Here is a 13,498-nt window from a genome sequence, read left to right as displayed (position 1 = left end):
CCTCAGCGCACGGCGCGGCGGACGCCGCGCTCGGCCCGCCGCTCGGCCCACTGGAAGGCGGCGTTGGAGGCCGTCGTCAGGACCATGTAGATGGCCGCCGCCGTCAGGTAGAAGAGGAAGGGCTGCCGCGTCGCGCCGCTGGCGACATAGGACACGCGCATCAGTTCCGCCAGCGCGGTGACGGAGACCAGGGCGGTGTCCTTCAGGGTCATCTGCCAGACATTGCCCAGCCCCGGCAGGGCATAGCGCAGGGCCTGCGGCACGACGATGCGGCGCAGGATCAGGCCGCGATGCATGCCCAGCGCCCGCGCCGCCTCGGTCTGGCCCGACGGCACGGCCTGCACGGCGCCGCGGATCACCTCGGCCGCATAGGCGCCGGAGACGGTGGCGACGGCCGCCACGCCCACGGCAAAGGCCGACAGCTCGATCCGCCCGCCATAGCCGAACGCCCCGGCGACCCAGCTCACGAAACCGCTGCCGCCGAAGAACAGCAGCCAGATCACCAGCAGCGCCGGCACGCCGCGGATCACGGTGGTATAGACCTCCGCCACGCCGCGCAGGAGCGCGTTGCCGCCCAGCCGGGCGGCGGCGGCCAGCGATCCCAGGACCAGCCCGCCGGCGAAGGACAGCACCGCCACCGCGACGGTGACACCGGCGCCGCCCAGGATCTCGTCGCCCCAGCCTCCGGCGCCGAACCTCAGAAGCTCGAGCATCCCCGGCCTCAGTGCGTCGCGCCGGCGGGCGCGTCGGGCGCGGCCTCCGCCGGCGGCGGGGCAGAGACATCGGCGCCGAACCACTTCACCGCCAGGGCGCGCAGCGTGCCGTCGGCCTGCATGGCGGCCAGTGCCCCGTCAAGCTGCTGGCGCAGTTCCACATCGCCCTGGCGCACGGCGATGCCGATGCCCTCGCCCACCGGGCCGCCCTCGATGGCGGGACCGGCGATCACGGTGTCTTTGCCTTCTTCGCTGGCGAGGTAGGGCTCCACCACGACGGAGTCGGCAAGGCCGACATCCAGGCGCCCGGTGGCCAGATCCAGCACCAGGTTCTCATGCGTGTCGTAGCGCCGGACGGTGGCGCCGGGGGCAAGCCGCGCGTCGGCGAATTCGGCCGCGGTGGTGCCGCTCTGCACCCCGACCGAGCGGCCAGCCAGGGCCTGGGCGATGCGCTCCAGGGCCGCCTGCTCCGGCGCGTCCAGCGTGTCCAGGGTGATCAGGGCGGGGCCGCCCTCCAGCCCCTCGGGCACGCGGCCGGCGGGGGCGAAGAAGCGCAGGGGCGTGCTGACATAGGGGCGGGTGAAGGCGACGACGCGCCGGCGCTCGCCGGTGACCGTCATGCCGCCGGTGATGGCGTCGTAGCGGTTGGCCAGCAGGCCCGGGATGATGCCGTCCCAGCTCTGGGGAATGATGTCGCAACGCCGGTCCAGGCGCTGGCAGATCTCCCGCACCACGTCCATGTCGAAGCCGACCAGGGTGCCGGCCGGATCGACGGAGACGAAGGGCGGATAGGCGCTCTCCGTGGCGACGCGGATGGGCGTGCCGACCGTCTGCTGCGGCGCCCGGGCACCGTCCTGGGCGCCGTCCTGCCCGCCGTCCCCGCAGGCCGCCAGCAACAATACGGCCATCACCCCCAGCGTCCGCCGACCCAACATCCCCATGTCCTCCGATTGCCCCCTCCGACCGGAGGGGGTGCGTGCGGGCGGAGTTTCGGGGTCCGCCCCCACCCCGTCAAGCCGTGGCAGGGGCCTCAGCGCGTTCCGGCCGGCATCGAGGCGTCGAAGCCGAACCACTGTTCCGACAGGCGCTTCAGCGTGCCGTCCTGCTGCATCGAAGCCAGTGCCCCGTTCAGCGCGTCCAGCAGGGCGGGTTCGTTCTGGCGGATGGCGATGCCCATGCCGCGGCCGAACAGGCCGCCGTCGAAGCCGGGGCCGAAGAAGCTGGCGTTGCGCCCCTCCGGGCTGTCCAGGAACGCCTCCCAGGCCGAGGCGTCGGCCAGACCGGCGTCGATGCGCCCGGCGGCGAGATCGAGCGCCAGATTCTCCTGCGTGTCGTAGCGGCGCACGCTGACCGTGTCGGCCAGGTACTCGTCCAGGAAGTTGGCGTGGATGGTGGCGCTCTGCACGCCCACCGTCCGGCCCTTCAGCCGCTCCCGCAGGGTCGCCAGCGCCGCTTTCTCGGCCTCGTCCAGGTCGGTCAGGTTGACCCGCTCCAGCCCGGTGTCGATGTCCTGCAACGGGCTGTCGTTCAGGGCGACGAAATAGGCCGGCGTGGTGGCGTAGCCCTGGGTGAAGGCGACGACCTTCTCGCGCTCCTCGGTGATCGACATGCCGGCGGCGATGGCGTCGTACTTGCCGGTCTGAAGGCCGGGGATGATGCCGTCCCAGTTCTGGGCCACGATGCGGCATTCCACCTTGATGCGGGCGCAGACCTCGCGCGCCACGTCCACGTCGAAGCCGGTCAGGTTCCCCGCGGCGTCCGTCATGTTGTAGGGCGGATAGGCGCCTTCCGTGGCGATCCGCAGCGGGTCCGGGACGGGCCGGTCGGCGCCCTGCCCGTCGGACTGCTCGCCGCAGGCGGCAAGCACCAGGACGGAGGCCGCGGCCAGCCCCCGGACAAACCAAGACGTCATTCTGCTTCGCGCTCCCCGCGGCCCGTCGCCGGCGGTGTGGCCTGCCGGCTTTCTTCTGTGGGGGCAGTTTCGTCGCGCCGCACACGGCCCGTCAAGCGTGCCGCTCCCCTCCCGGTCGCCGCTGCGGCCCGTTCCGTCCGGAAGGGGTAGCCGGGGCGCAATCGGTGCAGGGCGGGTGCACCGGCCGGAATAGAAGCCGCCAGCGCCGGTTGCCCCCATCCGACAAGGCCGGCCGAACCAAAGAACCGGGCCGGCGGAACGGCGTGGGAGGGCCATTCCAGCATGATCGACCTGCTCATCGTCCTGGCGTTCGTCGTGTACGCGATCGGTTCCGGTCTGCGCGCACGCCATGCCGCCTCGCAGAACCTCCAGGAATATTTCCTGGCCGGAAAGACCATTCCGGGCTGGAAGTCCGGCATGTCCATGGCGGCGACGCAGTTCGCGGCCGACACGCCGCTGCTGGTCACGGGCCTGATCGCCACCGCCGGCGTCTTCGCGCTCTGGCGGCTCTGGGTCTACGCCCTGGCCTTCCTGCTGATGGCCTACGTCTTCTCCAGCGCCTGGCGGCGCGGCGGCGTGCTGACGGACGCCGAGCTGACGGAGACGCGCTACAGCGGTCGCGGCGTGCTGCCGCTGCGCGTGCTCAAGGCCTTCTACTACGGCACGGTCATCAACTGCATCGTGCTGGCCATGGTGCTGGTGGCCGCCATCCGCATCGCCGAGGTCTTCCTGCCCTGGCACGAGTGGCTGCCCGGCGGGCTCTACGACCCCATCGTCGGCTTCGTCCAGGCCATCGGCCTGCAACTGGGGGAGAGCGTCACCGGCCTGCCGCCGGAGGTCGCCACCACCAACAACCTGATCTCCATCCTGCTGACGCTGGCCTTCACGGCGACCTATTCGACCACCGGCGGGCTGCGCAGCGTCATCAACACCGACGTGGTGCAGCTCGTCCTCGCCCTGGTGGGGACGGCGATCTATGCCTGGATCGTGCTGGACCATGTCGGGGGCTTCGGGGCCCTGGGCGACCGGGTGGTGCAGCTCTACGGCGAGGAGAAGGCGAACGAGATGCTGTCCTTCGGCCCGGTCGGGGCGGCGGACATCATCATGCCCTTCCTCGTCATCATCAGCCTGCAATGGTTCTTCCAGATGAACTCGGACGGCACGGGCTATCTCGCCCAGCGCTCCATGGCCTGCCGCACCGACAAGGACGCGCGCATCGCCGGCGTGCTGTTCACCTGGACCCAGATCTTCGCGCGCAGCCTGTTCTGGCTGGTGATCGCGGTCGGGCTGCTGATCGTCTATCCCTTCACCCCGCAGGAGGCGGCGGGCGACGGCTTCACCGCGCAGAGGGAGATCCTGTTCGTCACCGGCGTGGACGATCTGCTGCCGCCGGGCGTGCGCGGTCTGATGCTGACCGGCCTGCTGGCGGCGCTCGCCTCCACCGTGGACACGCACCTGAACTGGGGCGCGGGCTACTGGAGCAACGACATCTACGACCGGCTGGTCTGCCGGCACTGGCTGAGGCGCGAGCCGACGGGGCGCGAGCTGGTGGTGGTCGCGCGCCTGTCCAACCTGCTGATCCTGACCTTCGCCCTGGTCATCATGGCGAACCTGGGCTCGATCCAGACGGCGTGGTTCATCTCGCTGCTGTTCGGCGCCGGCATGGGCTCGGTGCTGGTGATGCGCTGGCTGTGGGAGCGGATCAATCTGTGGTCCGAACTGGCGGCCATGGCGGCATCGCTGATCGTCGCGCCGATCCTGCTCTTCACCATGGGCACCGATCCGGCCGACGAATGGGTGCGGCTGCTGATCATGGCGGTGGCGACCACCGGGGCCGCCATCGCCATCACCTTCGTCACCCCGCCGACCGACCGGAAGACCCTGCTGGCCTTCTATGAGCGGGTGCAGCCCTACGGCTGGTGGGGCACGACGGCGGCCCTGGCCGGCGACCGCCCGGGGGCGCCGTTGCAGGCCCTGCGCCTGCGCGCCCAGTCGCTGCTGGTGACGGCGGCGTCGCTGTTCTTCCTGCTGCTGGGCACCGGCCGGCTGCTGGTCCAGGCGCCCGCCGCCAACCCGTACTGGAGCTGGGCCTTCGTCGCGGTCGGGCTGGCGCTGGTGCCGCTCTGGTGGCGCGACGTGGCGCGGGAGGATGCGGAGATCGACCGCTCGGCCACGCCGGAGGACGTGCAGGTGGACGACCGCGCCCTGCTGCGCTCCGAGGGCGGGCTGATGGAATCCCTGCGCCTCTTGGCGACGCACATGCGCCTCGTCTACGGCATGGACGCCACGGTGGAGAGCCACGGCGTGGACGAGGTGAAGGAGGAGGGGCGGCGCATCCTGCTGTTCGAGGTGGTGCAGGACCTGCTCATCCACATGGCCGGCCCGACCTGCAAGGGGCCGGTGCGCATCGTCGTCGGCTGCGAGGGCTCCTTCTACCGGATCGACATCGTGCTGGGGACGCCGGTCGATTTCGGGGCGCCGGTGCGCGCGGCGGTCGGTCCCGGGCGCATCGCCACGCTCGACGTGCTGGAGCGGGCGGCGGAGCGGCTGAGCCATGTCTGCGGCCGGTTCGAGGCGTTGCCCGACCGCCGCCGGGCGGAACGGCTGGTGCTCACGGCGCACCGGACGGCGGTGCAGCCGGTCGCCCGCGCGGCCGAGTAGCGGCGTCGCCCCCCGATCCTGGCGGGCGCGGCCGCCCGCCGGGATCAACTTCCACCCGTCCGCCGTTGCGCCTGCATCGGCACGCAGACCGACGGGTGCGAAGAACAACAGGGGGGAACCATGACGCCAGACGAAACCGCCAGGACCACGGGAGCCGTGCACCGCCGCCCTGGACGCAGCCTGCCCGCGACGGTGCTCGCGGTCGCCCTGTTCATGGGGCTCCAGGGGGCCGGCGCCCGGGAGGCGGTGGCCCAGGCCCCCGGAGCCGGGACGGACAGCGCCGCGCAGGACGATCTCCAGAAGCGGCTCGCCTACCTCCAGGGGCTGCGCGAGCGGAACCTCATCACGGCCGAGGACTATACGCTCTACCGCCGGCGCATCCTGGACGAGGTGTCCAGCCGCGCCGGGCCGGTCGCCGGCCCCGCCCTTCCGCCCGACCGCGGCAGCGCCCCGATGGTGCAGCAGCGGCCCTCGAAGCCCTCGGCCGCCGGGTTCATGAGCCGGGACAAGGGCCTGCCCGGCCTGTTCGACGACTATGCGCTGGACTTCTCCGGCTACCTGCGCGCCGGGCTGGGCGGCAACGCCGAGGGCGGCGACCAGGTCTGCTTCCAGTTGCCCGCCGCGCGCTCGAAATACCGCCTGGGCAACGAGTGCGAGGTCTACAGCGAACTCCAGTTCGACGCGCTGGTGAAGGAAAGCAAGAGCGGCGCCCGCTTCAGCCTGACCACCCTGCTGGCCTACGTGGTCGAGGGCGAGGGCGACTTCGAGACGACGGACGCGGCCTTCCGGCAGGCCTGGGTGGGGGCGCAGAACCTCTTCGGCGGCGCCTGGGAGAACGCCATCTTCTGGGGCGGCAAGCGCTTCTACAAGCGCAACGACGTCCACATCATCGACTTCTACTACTGGGACGCCACCGGCATGGGCGCCGGGGTGGAGGACATCGACCTCGGCTGGGGCAAGCTCTCCTATGCCTGGTTCCGCAATTCCGAGGACGATTTCGACAGCTTCGACATCCGCGACAGCCTGGGCAGCGTGCGCACCATCACCGACGCCCGCATCCAGGTGGTGGACCGGGCCGTCAGCCGCCACGACCTGCGGCTGACCGATCTCAAGGTCAATCCCGGCGGCACGCTGATGGTCGGCGGCGACTTCCGCGTCTCGGAGGAAAGCCGCGACGGCTTCGACGGCAAGGGCGGCTTCTTCCTCAACGTGCAGCACAACCAGACGGGCATCCTGGGCGGCAGCAACGCCCTGACCCTGCAGTACGGCCAGGGGGCGGGCGCCACGCTTTCCAACATCCCCGACGACACGCTGGGGTCCGGCGTCAAGACCTGGCGGGTGATCGACCAGTTCAACCTGTCCCGGCTGGGCGCCTTCTCGGCCCAGGCGGTGGTGCTCTACGAGCATCAGGCCGGGGCCGCGGAGGAAAGCCGGCGCGACTGGTTCAGCATCGGCGGCCGCCCGACCTGGCACTACAGCGAGAACGTGGCCGTGGCGCTGGAGATCGGCCACGACCGGGTGATGCCGGAGATCGGCAGCACCCAGACCCTGACCAAGGTCACGCTCGCCCCCATGCTGACGGCGGGGGGCGAGTTCTTCGACAGGCCGCAGCTCCGCCTGTTCGTCACCTATGCCGACTGGAACGAGGCGGCACGGGCGGCGGGGCTGGTCGGCGCCGGCGACGGCGATACCCACGACATCACCTTCGGCGCCCAGATCGAGGCGTGGTGGTAGCGGCACCGCAGGGGGGCCGGCGCTCAGCGGGGCGCCGGCATCTCCGTCAGGGGCGTTGCCGTCAGGGGCGTTGCCTGCCGGGGCGTTTCCGGGGGCCGCAGCAGGTGCAGGGTCCAGACCAGCAGCCCCGTCAGCACCAGGGCCCCGCCCTGGTGCGCCGTCGCCAGCGGAATCCAGACGACGCTCAGCAGCGTGGCGATGCCCAGCCCGACCTGCGCCACGGTGGCCGCCGCCAGCCCGGCGGCCACGCCGCGCAGCCGTGTTCCGCCCCCCGTCCGCCATGCCTGCCAGCACAGGGACAGCACGACCAGGGCCGTGACCACGGCCAGCCAGCGGTGGACGAACTGCACGGCGGCCGTGTTCTCCAGCAGGTTCAGCCAGACCGGCGTCTGGGTCCACATCTCCGCCGGGGCCAGGGTGCCGCCCATCAGCGGCCAGGTGTTGTAGGCGAAGCCGGCATTGATGCCGGCGACGAAGGCGCCCCAGACGATGGTGACGCCCAGCAGCGCCAGCGCCGCCCAGGCGTGCGGCCGCAGCCGCCCGGCTGCCGGCTGCGGCGCCGGCGCCGGGTCCAGCAGGCCCAGCGCCACCTTCAGCAGCGCGGCATAGATCAGGAAGGCCATGCCCAGATGCAGCGCCAGCCGGTAATGGCTCACGTCGGTGCGCTCGGTCAGGCCGGACTGCACCATGAACCAGCCGATGAATCCCTGCAGCCCGCCCAGCAGGAACAGGCCCGCCAGCGTCGGCGCCAGCGCCCGCGACACCTGTCCGCGGACCCAGAACCAGACGAACGGCAGCAGGAAGACGACTCCGATCAGCCGGCCCCAGAGGCGGTGCAGCCACTCCCAGAAGTAGATGCCCTTGAACTCCTCCAGCGACATGCCGCGCTTCAGGAGCTGGTACTCCGGGATCTGGCGGTACTTCTCGAACTCGGCCAGCCACTGCGCCTCGCTCAGGGGCGGCAGGGCGCCGGTGACGGGCTTCCATTCGGTGATGGACAGGCCGCTTTCGGTCAGTCGGGTGATGGCGCCGATGATCGCCATGGCGAAGACCATGCCGGCGCAGACCAGCAGCCAGACGGCGACGGCCTTCGGCGCGGCCGCGGACCGTTGCGGCCCGGCGGCGGGGCTGAGGGAGAGGCTGGTCACGGGGGTATGCCTTGGCCGGAAACGGAGGGGGTCAGCGCCATATGGGCGCGCGCCCCCGCCGCGGCCAACCCTCTCCGGACGGGGTCCCTCCGACCGGGCGCTCCCATGCCCCTCCTGTCCGCGTCGCGGCCGAAGGCGACATCTCCGGACCGGACCGGGCGCCGGGGGGACGGAAAGTTGTCGGCGGCGGGGCCGGGCGGAAATGCCGCAACCGGCAGGCAGCGCCGCCGGCACGTCCGTTGCGTTCGCACGGACCCCGCCTACAGGATACTACGCGGCCGTGCCGATTCCTGTAATGGTGGTCACAGCTTAGATGAAGGCCCGCCGGCCAAGAATGCGGGCCTGACAAGGGAGTGATGCCATGGCGCTCAGACTGGAGCAGCGCAAGGTGGAGCTGACGGAACAGGTTGTGGGGCGGGTGCGGGACCGGCTGGCGCGGGAGAAGGCCGCCGCCGCCGAACGCTTCGTCCGGCAGTTCTACGCGAACGTACCGCCCGACGACATCCTGCGCAGCAGTGCCGACGAACTGTACGGGGCCGCGCTGGCGATCTGGCAGGTCGGCGCGCGCCGCCGCCCGGGCGAGGCCCTGGTCCGGGTGCTGAACCCGCGGGTGGACGCTGACGGCTGGCACACCGCCCATACGGTGGTGGAGATCGTCAACGACGACATGCCGTTCCTGGTGGACAGCGTTTCCGCCGAGCTGAACCGGCACGGCCTCTCGGTGCATCTGGTCATCCATCCGGTGGTGAAGGTCGCGCGCGACGCCGACGGCCGCCTGCTGGAACTGTACGAGCCGCATGCCGCCCCCACCGACGCGGTGGCCGAGAGCTTCATGCATATCGAGGTGGACCAGCAGTCCGGCCCCGAGCTTCTGGATACGCTGCGCGACGGCATCGCCCGCGTGCTGGCCGACGTGCGCGATGCGGTCGCCGACTGGTCGGCGATGCGCGCGCGGGTGCGCGAGACCCTGGCCGAGGCGGAGGCGAACCCGCCGCCCCTGCCGGCGGACGAGGTGCGCGAGGGCCTCTCCTTCCTGCGCTGGATGGAGGATGACCATTTCATCTTCCTGGGCGCGCGCGAATACCGCTTCGGCGCGGAGGAGGGCGGCGAGCAGACGCTGGACGTGCAGCGCGGCGCCGGGCTGGGCATCCTGCGCGACGACGACATCTCGGTGTTCGACGGGCTGCGCAACTTCTCCCATCTGCCGCCGGAGGTCCGGGCCTTCGTGCGGCAGCCGCGTCTGCTGATGGTGACCAAGTCGAACCGGCTGTCCACCGTCCACCGCTCGGTGCCGCTGGACGCGGTGATGGTCAAGCTGTTCGACGCCGAAGGCAGGGAAGTGGGCGAACGCCTCTTCTGCGGCCTGCTGACCAGCACCGCCTACAACCGCTCCGCCCGCGACATTCCCTTCCTGCGCCAGAAGGTGGCCCGCACGGTGGAACGCTCCGGCTTCGATCCGCGCGGCCATGACGGCAAGGCGCTGGTCCACATCCTGGAGACCTTCCCCCGCGACGAGCTGTTCCAGATCGGCGAGGACGAGCTGTTCGAGATCGCGCTGGGCGTCCTGCATCTCCAGGAACGCCAGCGCGTCGCCCTGTTCGTGCGCAAGGACCCGTTCGGCCGCTTCGTCTCCTGCCTCGTCTACGTCCCGCGCGACCGCTACGACACCGACCTGCGCCGGCGCATGCAGGCGCTGATCGAGCGCGCCTATGGCGGCAGCGCGACCAAGGTCAACGTGACCCTGGCGGAAAGCGTGCTGGCGCGGGTCCACTTCATCGTCCGCACCACCCCCGGGCAGGTGCCCGAGGTGGACCCGGCGGTGCTGGAGGGCCAGCTCATCGAGGCGGCGCGCGGCTGGCAGGACCGTCTGCAGCACGCCCTGGTCGAGTCGAAGGGGGAGGCCGTCGGCATCCAGCTCTGCCGGCGCTATGCCCCGCTGCTGCCGGCCAGCTACCGCGAGACCTACACCGCCGCCGAGGCGGTGGCGGACATCGAGCGGTTCGAGCGGGTGATGGCCGGCGTTCCCGTCGCTCTGAACCTCTACCGCCCGGTGGCGGCGGAACCGGACGAGCTGTGCTTCAAGGTGTTCCAGCGCGACACGCCGGTGGAGCTGTCGCGCATCCTGCCGGTGCTGGAGGATCTGGGGCTGCGCATCCTGGCGGAAGGCGGCCCGTTCGAGCTGGCCCCCGCCGACCGGCCGGAGGGCGCCGCTGCCCGCCCGCTGGTGATCCAGGACTTCCAGATGCGCACGGCCGACGGCCGTGCCGTGGATCTGGAGAAGACGAAGACCGCCTTCGAGGACGCCTTCCTGCACGCCTGGACCGGCGAGGCCCAGTCCGACGGGCTGAACCGGCTGGTGCTGGGCGCCGGGCTGACCTGGCGCGAGGTGGCGGTCTTCCGCGGCTATGTGAAGTACCTGAAGCAGGCCCGCTTCGACTTCACCCAGGAATACATCGAAGAGACGCTGGCCGCGCACGCCGACATCACCCGCCGGCTGTTCGACCTGTTCCGCACCACCCACGACCCGGCGCTGCGCGCCGCGGTCGGCGTGGCCGAGGTGGACAGCCGGCGCATGGGCCTGATCCTGGAGATCGACCATGCCCTGGACCGGGTGACGAACCTGGACCAGGACCGCATCCTGCGCCGGCTGCTGAACCTGATCCGCGCCACCCTGCGCACCAACTTCTTCCAGAAGGGGCCGGACGGGCAGCCGAAATCCTACATCTCCTTCAAGCTGGACAGCCGCTCCATCGACGATCTGCCGCTGCCGCGGCCGTGGGTGGAGATCTGGGTCTACAGCCCGCGGACGGAGGCGATCCACCTGCGCGGCGGCAAGGTCGCCCGCGGCGGCATCCGCTGGTCCGACCGCAAGGAGGATTTCCGCACCGAGATCCTGGGCCTGCTGAAGGCCCAGATGGTCAAGAACGCGGTCATCGTGCCGGTCGGCTCCAAGGGCGGCTTCGTGGTCAAGAACCCGCCGCCCGCGGCCGCCGGCCGCGAGGCCCTGATGGCCGAGGTGGTCGAGTGCTACAAGACCATGATGCGCGGCCTGCTGGACCTCACCGACAATCTGGTGGCGGGGGAGGTGGTGCCGCCCGTGGACGTGGTCCGGCTGGACGGTGACGACCCCTATCTGGTGGTCGCCGCCGACAAGGGCACGGCCACCTTCTCCGACATCGCCAACGCCGTCAGCCGCGACTACGGTTTCTGGCTGGACGACGCCTTCGCCAGCGGCGGCTCCGCCGGTTATGACCACAAGAAGATGGGCATCACCGCCCGCGGCGCCTGGGAAAGCGTGAAGCGCCACTTCCGCGAACTGGGGACGGACACCCAGGCGGAGGACTTCACCGTCATGGGCGTGGGCGACATGTCGGGCGACGTGTTCGGCAACGGCATGCTGCTGTCGCGCCACATCCGGCTGGTCGGGGCCTTCGACCACCGGCACATCTTCCTGGACCCCGCTCCCGACGCGGCCCGGGGCTGGGAGGAGCGCCGGCGCCTGTTCACGCTGCCGCGGTCGAGCTGGGCGGACTACGACCGCTCCCTCATCAGCGAGGGCGGCGGGGTCTTCGAGCGCAGCGCCAAGTCCATCGGGCTGACGCCGCAGATCAAGGCGCTGCTGGGCCTGAGCGTGGACCGGCTGACCCCGGCGGAGCTGATGCAGGCGATGCTGCGCGCGCCGGTGGACCTGCTCTGGTTCGGCGGCATCGGCACCTACGTGAAATCCGCCGACGAGACGAACGCCGATGTCGGCGACAAGGCGAACGACGCCCTGCGCGTCAACGCCCGCGAGCTGCGCGCCAAGGTGGTGGGCGAGGGGGCGAACCTGGGCGTCACCCAGCGCGGCCGCATCGAGGCGGCGCTGGCCGGCGTGCGGATCAACACCGACGCCATCGACAATTCCGCGGGCGTGGACACCTCCGACCATGAGGTGAACATCAAGATCCTGCTGCGCGACGTGATCGACCGCACCGGCATGGACCTCCAGGAGCGCGACACGCTGCTGGCCGCCATGACGGACGAGGTGGCGCGCCTGGTGCTGGACGACAACTACAAGCAGACCCAGGCGCTGACCGTGGCCCAGGCCCGGGCGGCGGAGATGCTGGAGGACCATGCCCGCTTCGCCCGCCATCTGGAGAAGGCCGGGCGGCTGCACCGGGCCATCGAGTTCCTGCCCGACGATGACGAGGTGGCGGCGCGCGCCCAGCGCAGGCTGGGGCTGACCCGGCCGGAACTGGCCGTGCTGCTGGCCTATGCCAAGATCGACCTGTACGACAAGCTGCTGGCGTCCGAACTGCCGGACGATCCGCGCATGGCGCGCGACCTGGAGCGCTACTTCCCCAGCGCCCTGCGCGACCGCTTCCCCGAGGCCATCGAAAGCCACCGGCTGCGGCGGGAGATCATCTGCACCGTGGCCACCAACGCCATGGTCAACCGTGTCGGCCCCTCCTTCGTCTGGGAGATGACGGAGCAGACCGGCCAGCGCGAGGGCGACGTGGCCCGCGCCTATATCGCCGTCCGCGACGCCTTCGCCCTGCGCGCCGCCTGGGAGGGGATCGAGGCGCTGGACACCCGCGTTCCGGCGCAGGTGCAGACCGCCATGATCCTGGAGACGCACCGGCTGATGCGCCGGGCGGTGCCCTGGCTGCTGCTGAACGGCCACCATCCGCTGGACATCCGCGCCGAGGTGGAGCGGCTGGCCCCGGTGGTGGAGGATCTGGCCGGCTGTCTGGCCGAGGTGCTGGGGGGCGACGATCTGGCGAAGCGGGAGGCCGAGCTGGCGGCCCACGGCGTGCCGGCCGCCCTGGCCGCGCGCATCGCGGCCCTGCCGGTGCTGGCCAGCGCGCCGGACATCGCGCAGATCGCGGCGGAGAGCGGCCGGCCGCTGGTGCGCGAGGTGGCGGCCGTCTACTTCGCCCTGGGCGAACGGCTGGGCTTCGACTGGCTGCGCGACCGCGCCGCCGGGATCGTCGCCGCCAACCACTGGCAGCGTCAGGCCGTGGCGGCCATCGTGGACGACCTCTGGTCGTTGCAGGCCCGGCTGGCGGCCCGCGTGCTGGCCGGCGGCGACGGCGGGCGCGACGCCCTGCTGGATGCCTTCGCCGGCACCTGCCCCGGCCCGATGGAACGGCTGCACGGGCTGTTGCAGGAGCTGCACACCTCGGCCAGCGTGGACCTCGCCATGCTGGCGGTGGCCGTGCGCCAGCTCCGCGGCCTGCTGGCGGCGTAGCGCCGTCCGGCGGGGACCGGTATTGCGGGGGGACGCGGGTCGGCGTCCCCCTTTACTTTACCGATCGGTACATTAAATCCTGGCGCGCGGGTGCCGTCCG

At 71.4% G+C, this 13,498-nt stretch carries 7 protein-coding genes; 3 read left to right on the top strand and 4 right to left on the bottom strand.

Annotated features, from left to right (window positions below):
- Positions 1–2: 2 nt before the first annotated feature.
- The 3 genes from RC1_RS12975 to RC1_RS12965 form a co-directional block, all read right to left on the bottom strand.
- On the bottom strand, positions 3–713 hold the full coding sequence (locus RC1_RS12975) for an ABC transporter permease (RefSeq protein WP_012567865.1): 711 nt from the start codon (positions 711–713) through the stop codon (positions 3–5).
- Positions 714–721: 8 nt separating this feature from the next.
- Complete coding sequence (locus RC1_RS12970) at positions 722–1,648, bottom strand: transporter substrate-binding domain-containing protein (protein WP_012567864.1); 927 nt, start codon at positions 1,646–1,648, stop codon at positions 722–724.
- Positions 1,649–1,743: 95 nt separating this feature from the next.
- Positions 1,744–2,625 carry a transporter substrate-binding domain-containing protein gene (locus RC1_RS12965; RefSeq protein WP_012567863.1) on the bottom strand — a complete coding sequence of 294 codons (882 nt, stop codon included), beginning with the start codon at positions 2,623–2,625 and terminating at the stop codon, positions 1,744–1,746.
- Positions 2,626–2,907: 282 nt separating this feature from the next.
- Here RC1_RS12965 and RC1_RS12960 point away from each other — a divergent pair, with 282 nt between their 5' ends.
- Together RC1_RS12960 and RC1_RS12955 are read left to right on the top strand one after the other, a co-directional pair.
- Positions 2,908–5,286: a sodium:solute symporter family protein gene (locus RC1_RS12960; protein WP_012567862.1), complete on the top strand. Its 2,379-nt coding sequence runs from the start codon at positions 2,908–2,910 to the stop codon at positions 5,284–5,286.
- Between the two features lie 120 nt (positions 5,287–5,406).
- Positions 5,407–7,020, top strand: a complete 1,614-nt coding sequence (locus RC1_RS12955; protein ID WP_083759309.1) for a maltoporin — start codon at positions 5,407–5,409, stop codon at positions 7,018–7,020.
- A gap of 23 nt (positions 7,021–7,043) precedes the next feature.
- Here RC1_RS12955 and RC1_RS12950 read toward each other — a convergent pair whose 3' ends face one another.
- Positions 7,044–8,168, bottom strand: a complete 1,125-nt coding sequence (locus RC1_RS12950) for a COX15/CtaA family protein (RefSeq protein WP_012567860.1) — start codon at positions 8,166–8,168, stop codon at positions 7,044–7,046.
- A gap of 361 nt (positions 8,169–8,529) precedes the next feature.
- Here RC1_RS12950 and RC1_RS12945 point away from each other — a divergent pair, with 361 nt between their 5' ends.
- Positions 8,530–13,398, top strand: a complete 4,869-nt coding sequence (locus RC1_RS12945; RefSeq protein WP_012567858.1) for an NAD-glutamate dehydrogenase — start codon at positions 8,530–8,532, stop codon at positions 13,396–13,398.
- Positions 13,399–13,498 lie beyond the last annotated feature (100 nt).

It is taken from the genome of Rhodospirillum centenum SW (assembly GCF_000016185.1).
GTDB classification, from domain to species: domain Bacteria; phylum Pseudomonadota; class Alphaproteobacteria; order Azospirillales; family Azospirillaceae; genus Rhodocista; species Rhodocista centena.
Note: the sequence above shows the minus strand (reverse complement) of the source record. Positions and strands in the feature narration are given on the sequence as shown.

Bases quoted from the DNA above. Each gene is read 5' to 3' on its own strand.
- RC1_RS12965 (WP_012567863.1), bottom strand. From the start codon at position 2,625: ATGACGTCTTGGTTTGTCCGGGGGCTGGCCGCGGCCTCCGTCCTGGTG.
- RC1_RS12955 (WP_083759309.1), top strand. From the start codon at position 5,407: ATGACGCCAGACGAAACCGCCAGGACCACGGGAGCCGTGCACCGCCGC.
- RC1_RS12960 (WP_012567862.1), top strand. From the start codon at position 2,908: ATGATCGACCTGCTCATCGTCCTGGCGTTCGTCGTGTACGCGATCGGT.
- RC1_RS12970 (WP_012567864.1), bottom strand. From the start codon at position 1,648: ATGTTGGGTCGGCGGACGCTGGGGGTGATGGCCGTATTGTTGCTGGCG.
- RC1_RS12975 (WP_012567865.1), bottom strand. From the start codon at position 713: ATGCTCGAGCTTCTGAGGTTCGGCGCCGGAGGCTGGGGCGACGAGATC.
- RC1_RS12945 (WP_012567858.1), top strand. From the start codon at position 8,530: ATGGCGCTCAGACTGGAGCAGCGCAAGGTGGAGCTGACGGAACAGGTT.